The sequence below is a fragment of the Methanoculleus sp. UBA303 genome, from assembly GCA_002501655.1.
Lineage (GTDB): Archaea > Halobacteriota > Methanomicrobia > Methanomicrobiales > Methanoculleaceae > Methanoculleus.
The window spans coordinates 1-16,487 of the sequence record DANY01000053.1 but is presented as its reverse complement, the minus strand read 5'-3'; the positions used below and the strand labels follow the sequence as shown (position 1 = coordinate 16,487).

At 63.1% G+C, this 16,487-nt stretch carries 14 protein-coding genes; 8 read left to right on the top strand and 6 right to left on the bottom strand.

Features of this window, described 5'->3' with window-relative positions:
- The first annotated feature begins 132 nt into the window (after window positions 1-132).
- Complete coding sequence (locus BP846_RS12660; protein WP_292396061.1) at window positions 133-1,542, top strand: phosphoadenosine phosphosulfate reductase family protein; 1,410 nt, start codon at window positions 133-135, stop codon at window positions 1,540-1,542.
- Entirely contained in the window at window positions 1,517-2,125 is a 609-nt protein-coding gene (hisH, locus tag BP846_RS12655) for an imidazole glycerol phosphate synthase subunit HisH (protein WP_292396058.1), read from the top strand. The genes BP846_RS12660 and hisH overlap by 26 nt, the downstream gene beginning before the upstream one ends.
- A gap of 49 nt (window positions 2,126-2,174) precedes the next feature.
- Here the strand turns inward: hisH and BP846_RS12650 are convergent, their stop codons facing one another.
- Complete coding sequence (locus BP846_RS12650; protein WP_292396056.1) at window positions 2,175-4,013, bottom strand: AMP-binding protein; 1,839 nt, start codon at window positions 4,011-4,013, stop codon at window positions 2,175-2,177.
- 361 nt (window positions 4,014-4,374) lie between these two features.
- Here BP846_RS12650 and BP846_RS12645 point away from each other — a divergent pair, with 361 nt between their 5' ends.
- The gene (locus BP846_RS12645; protein ID WP_292396053.1) at window positions 4,375-4,548 is read left to right on the top strand and encodes a hypothetical protein; all 174 of its coding nucleotides are present in this window, start codon (window positions 4,375-4,377) and stop codon (window positions 4,546-4,548) included.
- 108 nt (window positions 4,549-4,656) lie between these two features.
- Here the strand turns inward: BP846_RS12645 and BP846_RS12640 are convergent, their stop codons facing one another.
- The 3 genes from BP846_RS12640 to BP846_RS12630 form a co-directional block, all read right to left on the bottom strand.
- Entirely contained in the window at window positions 4,657-8,658 is a 4,002-nt protein-coding gene (locus BP846_RS12640) for a HEAT repeat domain-containing protein (protein WP_292396050.1), read from the bottom strand.
- Window positions 8,659-8,995: 337 nt separating this feature from the next.
- Complete coding sequence (locus BP846_RS12635) at window positions 8,996-9,157, bottom strand: hypothetical protein (protein WP_292396047.1); 162 nt, start codon at window positions 9,155-9,157, stop codon at window positions 8,996-8,998.
- 89 nt (window positions 9,158-9,246) lie between these two features.
- Window positions 9,247-9,852, bottom strand: coding sequence for a helix-turn-helix domain-containing protein (locus BP846_RS12630; protein ID WP_292396044.1), 606 nt, complete (start codon window positions 9,850-9,852; stop codon window positions 9,247-9,249).
- A 307-nt stretch (window positions 9,853-10,159) separates the two neighbouring features.
- Here BP846_RS12630 and BP846_RS12625 point away from each other — a divergent pair, with 307 nt between their 5' ends.
- From BP846_RS12625 to BP846_RS12610, 4 genes are read left to right on the top strand one after another with little or no spacing between them, the layout of a single operon-like run.
- Window positions 10,160-10,672 carry a hypothetical protein gene (locus tag BP846_RS12625; protein WP_292396042.1) on the top strand — a complete coding sequence of 171 codons (513 nt, stop codon included), beginning with the start codon at window positions 10,160-10,162 and terminating at the stop codon, window positions 10,670-10,672.
- On the top strand, window positions 10,669-11,676 hold the full coding sequence (locus BP846_RS12620; RefSeq protein ID WP_292396039.1) for a hypothetical protein: 1,008 nt from the start codon (window positions 10,669-10,671) through the stop codon (window positions 11,674-11,676). The genes BP846_RS12625 and BP846_RS12620 overlap by 4 nt, the downstream gene beginning before the upstream one ends.
- On the top strand, window positions 11,640-12,329 hold the full coding sequence (locus tag BP846_RS12615; protein ID WP_292396037.1) for an HAD family hydrolase: 690 nt from the start codon (window positions 11,640-11,642) through the stop codon (window positions 12,327-12,329). The genes BP846_RS12620 and BP846_RS12615 overlap by 37 nt, the downstream gene beginning before the upstream one ends.
- The gene (locus tag BP846_RS12610) at window positions 12,242-12,925 is read left to right on the top strand and encodes a heparan-alpha-glucosaminide N-acetyltransferase (protein ID WP_349680787.1); all 684 of its coding nucleotides are present in this window, start codon (window positions 12,242-12,244) and stop codon (window positions 12,923-12,925) included. The genes BP846_RS12615 and BP846_RS12610 overlap by 88 nt, the downstream gene beginning before the upstream one ends.
- A 34-nt stretch (window positions 12,926-12,959) precedes the next feature.
- On the opposite strand, the gene ade is transcribed toward BP846_RS12610, so the two are convergent.
- A complete protein-coding gene (gene ade, locus BP846_RS12605) occupies window positions 12,960-14,516 on the bottom strand; it encodes an adenine deaminase (protein WP_292396035.1) in 1,557 nt (518 codons plus the stop codon).
- A gap of 98 nt (window positions 14,517-14,614) precedes the next feature.
- A complete protein-coding gene (locus tag BP846_RS12600) occupies window positions 14,615-15,049 on the bottom strand; it encodes a hypothetical protein (protein ID WP_292396032.1) in 435 nt (144 codons plus the stop codon).
- 345 nt (window positions 15,050-15,394) lie between these two features.
- Here BP846_RS12600 and BP846_RS12595 point away from each other — a divergent pair, with 345 nt between their 5' ends.
- Window positions 15,395-16,078 carry a M48 family metalloprotease gene (locus BP846_RS12595; RefSeq protein ID WP_292396029.1) on the top strand — a complete coding sequence of 228 codons (684 nt, stop codon included), beginning with the start codon at window positions 15,395-15,397 and terminating at the stop codon, window positions 16,076-16,078.
- Window positions 16,079-16,487 lie beyond the last annotated feature (409 nt).

Genomic DNA, 16,487 nt, shown 5'->3' with positions numbered 1-16,487 from the left:
CAGTTCTATGCTGGAGCACTACCATCGGACAACTTCGGAAAGGTCCGGTAAAACTCATGTTCAGGAGGATACTGCGGGAAAGATTCGGAAAAACACCAAGATTTTTATCCGTTTCTCCCATAGAGTATAAGAATGCCTCGCCTCTATCTCGGAAAGATCATGCTCCGCTGGTGCGACACCTGCCATACTCCTGTGCTGGCCGGGGTCTGCGCCTGCGGCGCCCCGACCCGCCCGGTAGCCGTCACGCCGCCGGGAGATGCACGCCCTGCGTTTCCCGACGACGTCGAGCGGGTCAACCGTATATTCTGCGAGCACTTCGGAGCGCCGCTGATACCGGATGGACAGATCGCGCTCCTCAACAAGGTTCCCGCTGATGACCGCATGGATGAGATCGTCCTCGGCGGGGCCGTCGTGGGCGCGGTCCGCTACATCCCCGGAGAGCAGCGCTGGGAGCCCCTCCCGCGCCCGAACGCAGCGGCCTTCATGCGGCCGACGAAACGCTACGTCGTCATCGACGACGGTGCTATCCCGTCCATCCGTGACGGAGGGGCAAGCGTCCTCGCCCCGGGCCTCATCTCGATCGACCCTGCCGTCGCCGAAGGCGACGAGGTCTTCATCCTGACGAAAACCGGCGAGTGCATCGGCGTCGGCAGAGCAAAGGTCGATGCCGCCACGGCCGGGACGATGGAGAGAGGGGTTGTCGTCAGGACGCGGAAGAACGCCCCATCTGTCTGCGTCCCGGGTGAGGCGACATGGGAGGATGCCGTTGCGGCGAACAGGGATGCCCTTGCCGAGTACGAATCCGCAAGCATCCGGTTCGTCCAGGAGATGACGGCACAGAACCCCGAGCAGCCCACGGTCTCCTACTCCGGCGGGAAGGACAGTCTCGCAACCCTGCTTGTCGTCTTAAAAGCGCTCGGCCCGGTGCCGCTCCTCTTTGCCGACACGGGGCTCGAGTTCCCGGAGACGTACGAGAACGTGGATGCCGTTGCCGCCCACTATGGGCTCGAAGTCCTCCGGATATGCGATAAAGAGACGTTCTGGAAGGAGTTCGAGAAGAACGGCCCGCCCGCCGTTGACAACCGCTGGTGCTGCAAGGTCTGTAAACTCCACCCCGTCGGCCGCCTGATCGACGAGCACTGGGGAGAGTGCCTCTCGTTCATCGGGCAGCGGAAGTACGAGTCGGTGAAGCGGATGCAGAGCAGGCGGATCTGGAGGAACTCCCACGTCCCGCAACAACTCTCTGCAGCTCCAATCCAGCAGTGGACGGCGATGCACGTCTGGCTCTACATCTTCCGTGAGAAGGCTCCCTACAACCGCCTCTACGAGCGGGGGCTCGACCGCATCGGGTGTTTCATGTGCCCCTCAAGCGACCTTGCGACGTTTGAGATCATCAGGGATTCCTGCCCCGAACTCTGGGAGATGTGGCTCGAAAGACTGGCGGGGTGGCAGGAGAAGCAGGGGCTGCCTCACGACTGGATCGAGCGCGGGTTGTGGCGGAAGCAGGGAGACACGGATGAAGAAGAGGATAGTTATAATTGATTACGGGCTCGGCAACCTCCGGAGCGTCCTCCGGGGCCTCGAGTGGGCAGGAGCGGCGGCGACGATCACAGCGGACCCGGAGGTGATCGCATCGGCGGACGGCATCGTCCTCCCCGGCGTGGGGGCGTTTCGTGAGGGGATGGAGATGCTCGGCAGCCTCGAGCATACCGTCCTCGCCGCCGCGAGCGAGACGCCGCTCCTCGGGATCTGCCTCGGGATGCAGATGCTCATGGACAGAAGTGAAGAGCACGGCATCCACCGGGGGCTCGGTCTCGTGCCGGGAGACGTGAAGCGCTTTGTCCCGGCCGCCGGGGAGAAGGTCCCTCACATGGGGTGGAACACCATCCGGATCGAGCGAGAGACTCCCCTCTTCGACGGACTCCACGAGGAGGAGTATGTCTACTTCGTCCACTCCTACTACGCGGCGACCGCACCGGACTATACCCTCGCGTCTACCACCTACACCCATCCCTTCGCCTCCGCCGTCAAGAACGGGCTCACCTATGGAGTCCAGTTCCACCCCGAGAAGAGCGGCGCGGTCGGTCTTGCCATCCTTGGGAACTTCATCGACCTGATCTGCTGAGGCCCTCCCACCGGAACGGCCCCATGCGGTAAAAAGATGAACGGGAATATCAGTTTCCGTTGGTATGCGCCTGCATTTCCTGGTCCCGCAGGACGTTCCGCCGGATCTTCCCGGATATCGTCTTTGGGAGCTCCGGGACAAACTCAATCGCCCTCGGGTACTTATACGGGGCGGTGGTGTTCCGGACGTGCGCCTGGAGTTCCCGGACCAGTGATTCAGACGGCTGGTAGCCGGGCTTCAGCACGACGAACGCCTTGACGATCATCCCCCGGATGAGGTCAGGCGACCCGACCACCGCCGACTCCTGGACAGCCGGGTGTTCAAGGAGGGCGCTCTCCACCTCAAACGGCCCGATACGGTACCCGGATGACTTGATGACGTCATCGTTGCGCCCGATGAACCAGAAGTAGCCGTCCTCGTCCATGCGCGCCTTGTCACCGGTGTAGTAGAACCCATTCTGGAACGACTCAAGGTTTGCTTCGGGGTTATCCAGGTACTCCACGAAGAGCCCGACCGGCCGAGGGTCCAGTTTGACCGCGATGCGCCCTTCCTCACCGGCGCCGACCACCTTCCCGTCGTCATCGTGGAGCTCGATATGCCAGCCCGGCACGGGTTTTCCCATGGAACCGGGTTTATGCTCCATGCAGGGGAACGTGGCGATACAGCAGACAGTCTCCGTCTGGCCATATCCCTCATAAATAGGCTGCCCGGTGCCGTCCTGCCAGACGCGGGTCACCTCGGGGTTGAGCGGCTCGCCGGCACTGCAGCAGTGCCGGAGGTCCCGGAAGTCGAACTTATCGAGATCGGCAAGGATCAGCATCCGGTAGACCGTCGGCGGTGCGCAGAACGTTGTCACCTCATACTCCTCTATCAGCGGGAGCAACTCGGTCGCGCCGAACTTGCCCCGGATGTCGTAGACGAAGATGCAGGACCCGGCGATCCACTGGCCGAAGATCTTGCCCCAGCCGCATTTCGCCCACCCGGTATCCGAGAAGGTCAGGTGAAGGTCGTTTGCCGTGATATCCTGCCAGAGCGAGGCGGTTATGATGTGCCCGAGCGGGTAGCTGTTGTCGTGCAGCACCATCTTGGCCTCGCCAGTGGTGCCCGAGGTGAAGTAAATCAGCATCGGGTCGGTCGATCGTGTCTTCTTCGCGACCGGCATGCTGACCGTGTGGTGCGATACCGGTGCAGGGTATTCGAGCTCGTGCGGGTAACTCGCCCAGCCGTCCCGCTCTCCGTCCGCCAGGAACAGGGTCTCGAGCAGCGGGCAGGCATCGGCGACCTCGTCGACCTTCTCGGCGTTCTCGCAGTTGGTGATGATCATCCTGAACTTTCCGGCCCGTATACGGTATTTGATGTCCTTTGGTGTCAGCATCGTCGGGCAGGGACAGTATACGGCGCCGAGTTTGATGAGCGCGATGACGAAGATCCACCATTCCGGTATCCGCGGGAGCATCAGCATGACCCGGTCGCCCTTATTGATGCCATATTTTAGCAGGATATTGGCGGCACCGTTAGAGAGGTTCCGAAGGTCGCGGAAGGAGTACTTCCTCTCGAGTCCCTGCTGGTCCACCCAGATCATAGCCAGTTTGTTCCGGTCGATCTCAGCCCACCGGTCGATCACGTCGTATCCAAAATTGAAGTGTTCAGGGACATCGATCTTGAAGTTGGCGCAGGCGGCCTCGTAATCGATCATATTGGGCCCCGGAACGCTTGCAGGCGGCATCGCCGCTGGGGCCACGGTCTGCACGCCGCCACCCGGTGCACTGTTCAGGTGTGCCGTACAGAGTTCGTTGAGCCATTCGGACCGGGACATACCCAGGGAGTCGCACATTCTGTCGATCGCCTTCACGAGGTCATCGTGCATCGTGACCGAGTATCGCACCATATGTACAGTTATGTGGTGCAGGATATCATCTTTTTGATTTATTTCGCACCTGGTTCCAGGAAAATACACCGCGCCCGGTGCACGGGGCCCCGGGATAGGCGAAGAGGTGGTGAAGGACGCCGACCCCAAGGGAGGAGCGCACCGGATTTGAACCAGAACAGCCAGTGCTGGTTCGTCGTCTATCCAGAATAGGGATCGATGGTGCCCCTCTTCATCGCCGACCTCGCGGTGCAGGAGCGGTTCTGGGAGCTGGGGTTTGACCTCACCAGAACGGGGCGATGATGACCCGAAAGCATATACCGGATGAAGGAGAGCCGTAACCCTCCCGGTACCGGGCAGTGAACACACGGAGGAAGATCGTATGAAACGTGAGCTGAAAGGTGAGGGGAAAGAGGAGACGAAAGAGTACTGGTGCGAGATATGCGGTGCGGCCTGTGATGAGATCACCGAAGAGACGTTTCCCGACCTGAGAAAGGCCCGGACACTCTGTCCTGACTGCAGGAAGTCCTACGATGAGTCCTGCAGGCTGCGGTAGTGCGGCAGACCCTCTTCCTGCGGGGCAGGAGGAGGTGCACGGCGAAGGGCAGGACGGGCCGGCTTCCCGGCAGGAAGAGCACTCCGCCTCTCCCACGGTTCGCACTGCCTACCGGCACTCTCCAGTGCGTCCGCGGATCTTCTCCACCGCCTCCTCTGCGGCCCTCTGGACGTACCAATCCTCATCACTGAAGATGCCCCTGAGGGCCTCGACCGCCCGTGCATCCCCGATCTCCGAGAGCACGTCCGCAGCACGCTTCCTGACGTCGCCGTCCCGATCGCCGAGTGCGGATATGGTCGGCCCCATGGCCGGGGCCCCGATGGCGACAAGCGCCGCGGCGGCCTCCCGCCGGATGCTGTAGTAGTCGTCGTGGAGGAGGGCCATGAGGGCAGGAATCGCGCGGGGATCGCGCACCTCGCCGAGAGCCTTTGCCGCCCGCCGCCGGATGCTGTCATCGCGGTCGTTGAGCACCCGCAGCAGTGGCTCGACCGCGAGCGAGCCCATCCGGGTGAGATCGCTCCACCGCTCCTTCGCGATCAGGTAAAGGGCCATCTCCTCCTCCTCCGGGCCCGGTGACCAGCCCAGGCGGTCGAGGGCGTCCGCAGCCCCGGCACGGACACGGAAATGGCCGTCAGCAAGCGCACCGGGGAGCAGCCTTCCCGCGGGCTCGCCGACCAGCACGAGGGCCGCCACCGCACCCTTCCGGGCTGCATCGTTTCCCTCCTCAAGGACGGACAGGAGCGCCTCGACTGCCATCTCGCCCATCATACCGAGCGCCCGCACAACTACGCGCCCCACACGCGAGTCCCCATGCAGGAGCGTATCTGTGAGCGGCTCGAGGGCAGCCGGGTTTCCGATCTTGCCGAGCGCTGCGGCCGCTCCCATCTGGATCGCCGGAGGGCCGCTGCGGAGAGCCCGGACCAGCGGCTCGACGGCGGGGTCCCCGATACCGACAAGCGCCCGCGCCGCTCCCAGGCGGGTATGCCAGTCGCGGTCCTGGAGGGCATCGATGAGCGGCACGACCGCCGCCTCCCCGATCATCTTGAGCGCCTCGACAGCCTTTCTCCGCTCGCCGTCCTGCTCATCATGCAGTTCATAGATCAGTCTCATGACCGCAGGCGCTCCAATCATGCCAAGCGCCCGCGCTGCACCCATCTGGATTGCACTATCAGGGTCGTTGAGCGTCCGGATCAGCGGCTCGACAGCGCCGGACCCAATCTCCGCAACAGAAGCCCACTGCTCCTTTGCAATCAGGTAGTTGACCGTCTCACCTTCGGTCTCCGGCACCCATCCGACCCTTCCAAGAGCCTCCGCGGCGCCCAGCCGTACGCGGTAACGTTCATCCTGAAGCGCCTCCCTGAGCTCGGTGACGGCCTCTCTGCCGACCCGGATGAGCGTATCGATCGCCTCCAGCCGGATAGTGTCGTCCGGGTGCCCCAGTGCCCCGATGAGCGGGCCGATGGACACATCCCCGAGATCGATGAGCACGTCCCCGGCCCTCTGCCGGACCAGAGCATCACCGTTCGCGAGCGCGAGAACCAGCGCGTCGACGGAAGGTTCCCCCATCGCTATCAGGACCTCCGCCGCAACCTGCCCGCTATCAGGGCGCCCGAGAGCCAGGATGAGAGCACCGACAGCAGGACCTCCGATCCGGACCAGCACCCCGGCGGCTGCCCGGCGGAGCGTCTCCTCGTCCAGGGCACGGATCAGGGGTTCCACAGCCGCCTCCCCGATCCGGACCAGCGTCTCACCAACAGGCCCCTGATGAGCCTCTTCGCCGAGCAGGCGGACCAGGGGGGGAGCCGCAGGGGCCCCGATGCGGGAAAGCGACTCCGCAGCCCCCGCCTGTACCCCCGTATCACGATCGGCGAGCCGCGCCACCAGAAGGTCGACGGCAGGGGCTCCGAGATCCGCGACGTCGGGCCACTGCTGCAGCGCGATCAGGTACACAGCCTGCTCCTCCACCCCCCCGGGAACCCAGCCAGCCCTCTTGAGGACCATGGCAGCCCCCATACGGATCCGGGCATTCTCGTCCCCGAGTGCTTCAACAAGCGGTTCATGTGCAGCATCGCCGATCCCGGTGAGCGCAGCCGCCGCCCCCGCTTGTCCATCGCCGTCCTCGCCGAGGAGGGGGATGAGGGCGCCTATCGCAGGCGCACCGATGCCGACCAGGGCGTCGACGGCCTTCCGGTGGAGGCGGCCGCCGTCGCTCCTGACGATTTCGACGATGGCCGGGACAGCATCATGCGCCCCGAGCCTGCCCAGGACCTCGACAGCATTCTCCCGGGCGGCGTCGGTCCCCCCCTCGAGTAGCGCAAGAGCCGGGGCGACGGCAGGTCTCCCGATGGCAACGAGTGCATCCGCCGCCGCCGGGGCAACGACACTGTCAGCGAGGGCACCTACGAGCGGCCCTACAGCCGCAGAAAGACCGATCTCGCCGAGTGTCGCCGCAGCCTCGCTGCGTATTGGGTCGTCGTCACCGTTGAGCGTTCGGATCAGGGGAACGACCGCCGGAGCACCCATCAGGGCAAGTTCCACCCACTGCTCCCGGGCAATCAGGTACCACGCCCGCTCGGCGTCATTCCAGGGTTCCCAGCCCATCCCGTCCAGGATATCGGCGGCATGACCACGGACCCTGGACCGGCCGGCTGTTAGCACCTGGATCAGGGGCGGGACCGCCGCCTCCCCGAGCGCACCGAGGACCTCCCTGAGCGCCCCCTGCGCCTCCCCATCCGTGCCGTCCAGGGCCTGGATACACGCCTCCACTGCCGGCTCCCCGATCTTGAGTATGGCCGCCGCCGCTGTGCCGCGGAGAGATGGGTCGGAGAGCAGCCGGATAAGCGAACCGACCGCAGGGGACCCAACCTCCGCGAGCGCCATGGCAACGAGAGGCCGGACCTCACCGTCTGCTTCGTGCAGGAGATCAACCAGAGGGCCGACTGCGCCCTCCCCGACCTCCCCGAGGGTCCGGGCGGCATTCCACCATGCCTCCCTGTCCGGAGATTTCAGGATACGGACAAGGGGGGCGACCGCGGCCTCGCCGTACTCCGCGACATCAAGCCACGCCTCGCCGGCGATGAGATACCGGATCGCCCCGGCGTCGTCGGGCGGCCTCCACCCGAGTTCCCTGAGAACGGATGCGGCAGATCTCCGGATGTTTCCATCGGGGGCGTCAAGAGCCCCGACAAGGGAGGGGACCGCCGCATCGCCGATCTCCCGGAGGGCGTAGAGAGCGCCGAACTGCACATCGCCATCATCGCCGGCGAGCGCTGCGATGAGGGGCGGCACAGCGGGCCCCCCGATACGCACGAGCGTGGCGGCAGCCCCGGTCTGCGCCGCATCGTCCCCGAGCGCGGCGATCAGCGCCGGGATTGCATCTTCACCTATCAAGGCGAGGGCTTCGGCGACGCACCACCGCCTCCCGTCGTCCGCACGAGCGAGGGCCTCAATCAGGGGAGCCACGGCATCGGTTCCGCGCCCGGCGACGGCATCCATAGCGCGTCCCCGGACTTCAGCATCTGTACTGCCGAGGTCGTCGATGAGCGACTCTACCGGGCGGTCCTCATGCGGGGCAAAAACCGTAGCCGCCGGTTTGTCAGAGTCGGGATCATCCTCCGTCAGGCAGGCATCGAGTTCGATGATCCCGGGAGACGGTTCATCAGCCCCGTCGTCGAACCCGAGCAGTCTCATGAGTTCCTCATCGCTGAGGGACTCGGAGCGCGGGGTAGATCGGTCATCCAGAGGAGGCTCCGGAGGTTCATCCGGATCGCCGGACACAGCGTCGTCCGGGCCGTGCCGGGGAGGAAGGTCCGGAAGCGTCTCAGCCTCGCCCAGGGAGGCGAGATTGTCGAACCAGAAGAAGTCTTCGGAGATCTCCCCGATAGCATCCGTCCCGCCCGGTCTCCCGGGGGGGAGGTCTGCACCCTTCCTGCCCCGGGAGATGAGGTCGTCGAACCGCCGGAAGCCCTCGGGGATCTTCTCAAGCCTCTCAAGGACACTCGTCTCCCCATCGGTCCCGGCGTGCTCACCCGGGGGTGACTCCTGGGACACACCCGGGTGGGGGGCTCCCGGGTTGTCTTCCCTGTCGCTCCCTTCAGTGCCTCTCCTCATCCAGTGCCTGAGCCTGAGGAATGAAAATCTGTTCGGCCCGAAGAGCCCGGGAAGACACACGATGGGACATGCGGCTTCAACCGTTGGCATTGCCGGCATGCCAGGTGTCCCTGCACCGAGCAGAAGGAGAACGAGACATGCGACCCCAAAGATCGCACACATCAGGGCTCGCGGCATCCCGGAAGTCGCACAATTACCACCGTCAGGCAAGGGCACGCATCCACCCGCACGATCCAACCGTTTTCCCGCCATGTCATCGATTCCAGATAAGGAATCGGCGAAAGGACTGTTCTGGTATGCTCGTGGGGCCTCGATGCACATTATGAGAACTATACGTCTAAAAATTAAATATGTTTGTTTTCTGTGCCCCATCAATAAGATCATTTTTAAATACTACCTGTTTCAGGAGGTCAGCATCCACCACCCTCACCCCTTCTGCCCTCACAGAACCCCGACACTCAGGTAGACCGGTCCCGGGTACTTCCAGGGTGACGACCATCACCACCTTCGGGATCTACCCAATCTCGTCGTCGGCGATCTTCGGCGCCTGTCGGCCGATCCGGGCCTGCAGCCATCCCAGGCGGCCAATCAGAAGCCTTCGTTCATGAGCCGTTCAAGTTCCGATCGCTTGATTCGCCAGGACCCCCCGCACTTGACCGCCGGGATCCGCTCTTCCCTGATGAACTCCCGGATCCGACCGGGGGTGAAGTTCAGGGTCGAGGCAACGTCGTCAACGGTGAGCATCGTATCGCCTGCGCTATGGTGGCTGCCGCACCCGATCGTCTCCCAGTCCTCGTCCGGCAGCATGATGGTGATGACCGGTTCGCCGTCATCTCCCGGGGAGACCGCGGCCCTGAAGGTGAGTGTGGGGACGAGGCCGTTGAGGTAGATGCTGGCCTGGAACTCGAACTCCCCTTCGGTCGTCGTACGGGCTTTATCCCTGAACGCATGAAGGGTGTCCCATAAGTTCTCCGTAACGGTCTCCTGCGGTATGTTCGGGAACGGCACCATGCTCTGCGCGGCCCGTGCCGAGACCGCAAGGGGAAAGGTGATGCCTATGTCCCTCCCCATACGGGTGATCTCGATTAAGTCCCCATCATCGATAGCATCCCGGCGTGTCTTTCTCTGCTGGTCCGGGTCCGCCAGCCCCCAGGTCTCGGCCGGTGTCCGTAATCGCACTTTTCGTATCTCCATGGATCATATCCCTCGGGGTAATTTCGCGCTCTTCTCTACCACTATAGGGAAACCGATCATAAAAGATTTACCAAATATTTCGCGATATTTTGCGATTTCTTTCGAGTTAAAGGCTTCTTTTGAGAACCCGGGAAGTGAAATACTGCAAAAATCCGGCGTTATGTCGGGTGCAGTCTCCGGAAGAGCGATTATCCGGCAAAGAAAGCGAAAAGGATGAAGCATACGGCCCGAAATGCCTGCCATAACTCCCTATGCATGGAGACGGCTCCCGACAAAGCCTATATAGCATCAGAGCGAGTCTTGAGCAGTGATTTCTCCCGTGATACCCGCCCCCGGCGATGTCTACATTACACTCCTCGGACGCTCGACATGGGCGCTCGTCAACGCGTATCATGCAGTCCTGCGGGAGAAGGGGTTGCGCCCCGAACGGGTCTCTATCGTCACCGAGAAACCCTACTCGGTGAACGCATCAACCGCAGTCGAGGCAATCCGGATAATCTCAGAGGGATACGGGTTCGCTCCCGCGATAGAGGTGGAGGTCCTGCCTGAAGCCGACTTTGTAAGGGCCGGCCAGACCATCCGCTCGCTCGCCGCTGACTTTATCCGGCAGGGGTTCCGCGTGGCGATCGATATCACCTCAGGGAGGAAAGTCACGGTCGCCGGAGCGCTCATAGCGGTCTCGCTTGCAGGACTCGATATCCGGCACATCTACTATCTCGCCATGGGGAGCGTCGACGACGTTGCAAAGCCATACATGATGATCCCGCACCAGATCCAGAGAATCCGGGATATCATGGAGGATGCGGGAGCAAGATCGTGAACGATGCGATCATCAGGGAGGCCGAGGTGCAGGTCCTCCTCAACAGCCTCGACGAGGTCCGCGTCTCGTATCCGCTCTACGAGGGGGACCTCCTCGTCGCACGCCCTGAAGGGACCGGCTTTCGGCTCGAACTGCCCGCCTCCCGGCAGACATTCCAGGGCTGGCTCTCCGCGTACGGGCCGATCGCCGGTGAGCTCCCTTCCTACGCCGATCTCCAGGAGTGCATGTTTGCAAGCGGGATCGCGCGTTACGCGAACCAGGCCGCCTTTGATGCGATGCGCACATCCTACGGGCAGTTGAAGAAGGCCGTCTTCTTCGGCCTGGATACGAATCTCTTCTATCATGGTTTTGCATCGAACAACCCGGGGATCAATCACTCCTCTTACCTGATCGTCGATACCGTCCGGGACGAGATCACGTATGCCATCAACCGCAAGTACCCGGTAAAGATGATCGAGGAGATGGCGGCGCACGCCCCCGGCTGCCGGGAGTTCATCGGGGAACTCGAGAATAAGCGGACGAAACGATCCCGGAAAGCAGCATACCTCGCGCTGAAAGAGTACCGCTCCATCCGCGACCGCGCGACGGAGATAGCGTCGCCGGGGACGCACACGCATCTCTCCGAGGAGAACGACCGTAACATCGTCAGGGCGCTCCGGAAGTTCGAGGAGGAGCGGTATGCCCTCCCTGTCCTCCTGACCGCCGACATCTATATGGCGGACCTCTGTATGGCCGAAGGGCTCGAGTACTTCTACTTTGACCGCCCATACAGACTTGAGGCAACAACCTGCACGGCACCGGCATTCCGGCGGCTGCTCTTCAACCTCGCTGCCGTCTTCGGGTTCATAGGCTGCAACGGCACCACGATCTTCGGGGAGTATGGCGGGAAGGGCAACGACCTGGACGAACTGAAGGTGCGTTTCCGGGATGATGAAGCCTGCCGTGAATTCACAAGGGAATTGGAGATATGCAGACGACTTATGGCACTCGGCATCGAACGGTAGAGGCGGTCCTCTGTGACATGGACAACACCCTCTTCGACCTGGTGGGAGCGAAGCGGGAGGCATGCCGGTGCGTGGTCGACTACCTCGGGACCGGAGACCCTGAAGCGCTCTTCTTACAGTTCCTCCGCGGGGTCTACGGGTTTGAGGACCACAGGAACATACGCGACTATCTCGAAGACCTCGAGGTGTACGAGCCCGGAACGTTCGAGGTCTGCTGCCGCACCTACGAGGACGTCAAACTCGATACGGTCTCGGCATATCCCGGCGTCGAGGAGACACTCGAGTGCCTCGCGGACACCGGGATCGGGCTTGCGGTCGTCACCGACGCCGAGGCGTTCCAGGCACGGCGGCGGCTTGAGAAGACCGGGCTCATTGATTACTTCGAGGTCGTGGTGACCCCGGAGGTCTCGGGAAGGCGAAAACCGGAGCCCGACTCCCTCCTCTACGCCCTCCGGAAGCTCGATACGGCTCCGGAAGAGGCGATGATGGTCGGCGACAGCCTGGTCCGCGACATCGCCCCGGGAAGGCAGCTTGGCATGACGACCGCGTTTGCTGCCTACGGCGACTGGCGCGCAGACCGACCGGCGACGATCGAGGCCGACATAATCCTGGCAGCGTTCTCCGAACTCCCGGGTCACGTGGGCATCCCCTGACTGCATCGACGTTTATCTTCCTCGTCGGGGTCTCCTTCACCATCAGTTACGCCCGGGCTGCACGAAGGCTCACCAGGCGCGGTCTTGCGCTCAAGTACGTCCGGCGCGGCCTCACGATCTTCAGTTACGGCCTCGTCATCACCGCCGTCACCTGGATCTTCCTCCCGTCCGTCTACGTCGTCTTCGGCATCCTGCACTTCATCGGCGTCGCAATCCTGCTGGCGCCGCTGTTTGCGCGGTTCGGCACTACAAACCTCATCCCCGGCACCGCCTGCATCCTTGCCGGCTACGTCACAAATACTGTTCTGGGCCCCTGGTTCCTCCTCTGGATCGGGGTCCACCCGGCATCCTTTGCGAGCCTCGATTATGTGCCGCTCCTCCCCTGGTTCGGTCTCGTCCTCATCGGCATGGCCTGCGGGTCGCTCTTCTACCCGGACGGGAGCCGGGGTTTCTCGCTCCGGACGGCAGAGCCGGCGTTCGCCCGGCCATTCTCGATCCTCGGCCGGCACTCGCTCTTCATCTACTTCCTGCACCAGCCGCTCATCCTTCTCCTGATCGCGGTCTTCGCGCCCGCCGCCATGCCGGTGTTCTGGTGATGGGGCGGGGCGGCCTCCTTCGCCCCGGAGACCTCTACCTGCAGAAGAGCGGGACGTCCGCGAAGGCCCGGACGTCAAAGACCCCCCGCTCCGTGACCCGCACCTCGGGGATGACGGTCAGGGCGAGGAACGAGAGATACATGAAGGGGTTCTCGACCGCGCCGAGCCGCCGGGCATGCTCCTCAAGAGCCGCGAGGCGCCGCACGACCTCGTCGTAGGGGAGCACCGACATAAGCCCCGCACACTCGAGGGGGAGAGCGGTCACATCGCCCCCGGAGGCGACCACGAGTCCCCCTCCGAGCCGGGTCACCTCACCGACGGCATGAACGATATCGACGTCGTCGGTCCCGACGGCGACGATGTTATGGGAGTCGTGGGAGACGGACCCGGCAAGTGCCCCTTTCTGCAGGCCGAACCCGTGGACGAGCCCGACGCCGGAACCGCTTGCCCGGTAACGGTCGGTGACAACCACTTTGAGGATGTCGCGGTCGATGTCCGGGATCCCGGCGGCGTCCACCGGGCAGCGCAGATCAAGGGTCGTGATCTGCCCGGGCACGATGCCGATCACCCGCGCCTCGCCACGGCCGGTTATCCGGATATCGCGAGGCTCCGGTACGCGGGCGTGCAGGGGGACCGCGGGACAGACCGGTGGGCGGTAGCCGGCATCGACCACCTCAACGCCGCGCTTGAATGTCCTCAGGACTCTGAACCGGACGGGGTCGTCGATGATGCTGAAGTCGGCGATTCTCCCGGGGGCAAGGGCGCCCCGGTCGTGGAGCCCGAACCGGTCGGCAGCCGAGAGCGTCGCCATACGGAGCGCCAACTCGACCTCAAGCCCGCATGCGACTGCTTTCCTGATGCAGTCATCGATATGCCCCTCCCCGGCGAGCATGTCGGCATGCCGGTCATCGGTGGCAAAACAGCACCGCGGCGTCGTGCAGGCGTTGACGAGCGGCAGGAGCTCCCGGAGGTTTCGCTCCGTCGAGCCTTCCCGGACCATGATGTACATCCCCCGGAGGAGTTTCTCTCGCGCCTCGTCTAAGGTTGTGCACTCGTGGTCGCTCCGGACCCCGGCATATATGTAGGTGTTGAGGTCTTTTCCAGAGAGGAATGGCGCATGGCCGTCGATAACCTCGAAGAGGGCCATCTTTGCCCGAAGATCTTCGTCACCGGCGAGGACGCCGGGGACGTTCATCACCTCGGCAAGCCCGATGACTCCCTCCCTCTCCCGGAACAGGGCGAGGTCGTCGGCAGCGAGCACGGCGCCGCCCAGATCAAGGGGCGTTGCCGGGACACAGGAGGGGAGCATGATCAGGATATCAAGCGGTGTCCGCGTTCCCTCGGTGAGCATATACTCGATCCCCGGGGCTCCGCAGACGTTGGCGATCTCGTGGGGATCGGCGATCACGGTTGTCGTCCCGTGCGCAAGGACGAGCCGGGCATACTCCGCCGGCGTGAGAAGAGAACTCTCGATGTGGACGTGGGCGTCGATCAGCCCGGGCACCACACGGGCCCCCGCGAGGTCGTACTCCTTCCTCCCACGGTACTCCCCGAGGCCGACGATGCAGCCGTCCTTGACCGCGAAGTCCACGCGCTCCCACGTGCATGCGAACGGATTGAATACCTCACCGCCGGAGAAGACAGCATCCGCCGGCTCAAGTCCCCGAGCCGCCGCGAGTCCCGTCGGGGTCAGGCTGCAACCTCCAGGTCGCGGATGACGGATGTCCTCCGCTCGCCGTCGACGAATATGGTCAGAAAGAGTTTGTAGGAACCAGGCTGGAGGTCGACCGGGACCGTGTATTCGTTCTGCCCCCGGTCAAGATCGATATACCGCGCTTCGGAGAAGACCTCGTACTGCTCAAGCGCGCCCACCTCCATGATCGTTACCTGGAGCACAGAGTTCTCAACGGGCCTATCAGTGTTCTCCACAGAGACCCGCAGGGCGTCGCCGCCATAGGTCACTTCCTGGAATGTTGTGGAGAGGCACCCGGCAGCCCCGGTGAGGACAACAAGAGCCAGTATCAGAAAACCCACGTATTTGCTGGACATTCGCTTGGAGAACCGGAGTGTCGCATGCCATGCCGGCGAGAGCGCGGGCCATGCGAGATCTCCGGTACTACCCATTCACCTCCATTCATTCACAATTTTGATTGTTATTATTAAAAGGTTGTGAAAAAAACGGGCATTGCAAAAGTTCTCAACCCCCGACCGTTCCGGCGATTGTGCTTCCTATCCTCCCGGGCTGTATATCCAAGGGGCCTGCGGTACCCGGTCCTGAAGAGGCCTGCCCCTTGTCCGGGCGCGATGGCCATGGAAAAGCCGCGTCGGGGTGTGATGAACGAGACGCCGGGAGTCTTTCAGTACAGGAATCTGGCTGGTGTTCATGAAGAAAACGGTGAAATGCTGAACGACGGACTCTATGATTTATGAAAATATTTAATATGACATACTAATTATAATAAGATCCATATGGAAAGGGCCGACAACAACTCCCGCCTATACCGAATATTCCGGGAGCTCCAGGAGAAAGGGCTGATCGGGCGCGGGAGAAGGCTGGTGCAGTGCCGCTTCACGTTCTCTATGCAGGGCTGCCCGGCGCTCAACTGCATCCGCTACCGGCGTGCCTTCTACGACAGGTATCTCTCCCGGGCCAGCGATGACACCCTCCGGTTCGTGCTGCTCCACGAGGAGGGGCATATCAGGAAGGGGTCTCCCCTCCTCTCCGTCCTCCCGGCCCTCCCGGTTCTTCCGTATCTCCTGCTGCTCCGCTATCCTCCTATCGATTCGCTGTTGCCGGTGGTCCTGCCGTCCCTGCAGGCGGGGGGTCTTCCCATTGCAAAGTTAGCCTCCATCGCCCTCCTCCTCCTGACCGTCGTCTTCGCCTACCGGGCCTACTATCGCCGCGTGTACGACGAGGAGTTCACTGCCGACCGGTACGCGGCAGAGGTGATGAAGCTCTGCTACCGGGTCAGGGACCCTGGAGCCCTCCTCCAGAACCTCCTCTCCGGGCTGCGGACCGGGGCGTCAGCCTCACGTAGCAGGAGGTCTGCCCATCTCTCGCAGGTGATTCCCGGGTTCCTCCGTCCCGAGCCCGACTACCGGCCATCCATATCCGAGCGCGTACAGAGAGTCCGGGACGCAACAGGCCCGTGAGACGGGAATTTCTCTGTACGCCACGGAGGTAGCAGCCTCTCCCGCTGATGCCTGCTCTTCTCTAGTGCAACGATTCCCAATTACCGGCACTCTCACCGGAGGAGAAGTATTGATCTTTTTTCACACTATCCGGGGGTTTGCATCCTGGGAGACGGCTTGTCCCCGGTATCCCCACGTACTGCCCCACCCCCCATGGCGATAGCCACCACGGTCCAGTGCACGGGGAGATCCCGGGGAAGAACCAGTTTCTGGCCGATTCTTCCCGGTCTTTCGGGAAACCGGCGTCAGCGCCGCTCCCGGGGCACGGCTTCCCATGGGATATCGCCATGACTGCCCTCGCCCCCGGGAGGGGGCGGGGGAGGAGCGCGAAGCGCGGACGGAGAGGAACTGTCGGGTGACATTTTGTCGC

Bases quoted from the DNA above. Each gene is read 5' to 3' on its own strand.
- BP846_RS12660 (WP_292396061.1), top strand. From the start codon at position 133: ATGCCTCGCCTCTATCTCGGAAAGATCATGCTCCGCTGGTGCGACACC.
- hisH (WP_292396058.1), top strand. From the start codon at position 1,517: ATGAAGAAGAGGATAGTTATAATTGATTACGGGCTCGGCAACCTCCGG.
- BP846_RS12650 (WP_292396056.1), bottom strand. From the start codon at position 4,013: ATGGTGCGATACTCGGTCACGATGCACGATGACCTCGTGAAGGCGATC.
- BP846_RS12645 (WP_292396053.1), top strand. From the start codon at position 4,375: ATGAAACGTGAGCTGAAAGGTGAGGGGAAAGAGGAGACGAAAGAGTAC.
- BP846_RS12640 (WP_292396050.1), bottom strand. From the start codon at position 8,658: ATGAGGAGAGGCACTGAAGGGAGCGACAGGGAAGACAACCCGGGAGCC.
- BP846_RS12635 (WP_292396047.1), bottom strand. From the start codon at position 9,157: ATGGTCGTCACCCTGGAAGTACCCGGGACCGGTCTACCTGAGTGTCGG.
- BP846_RS12630 (WP_292396044.1), bottom strand. From the start codon at position 9,852: ATGGAGATACGAAAAGTGCGATTACGGACACCGGCCGAGACCTGGGGG.
- BP846_RS12615 (WP_292396037.1), top strand. From the start codon at position 11,640: ATGCAGACGACTTATGGCACTCGGCATCGAACGGTAGAGGCGGTCCTC.
- BP846_RS12600 (WP_292396032.1), bottom strand. From the start codon at position 15,049: ATGGGTAGTACCGGAGATCTCGCATGGCCCGCGCTCTCGCCGGCATGG.
- BP846_RS12595 (WP_292396029.1), top strand. From the start codon at position 15,395: ATGGAAAGGGCCGACAACAACTCCCGCCTATACCGAATATTCCGGGAG.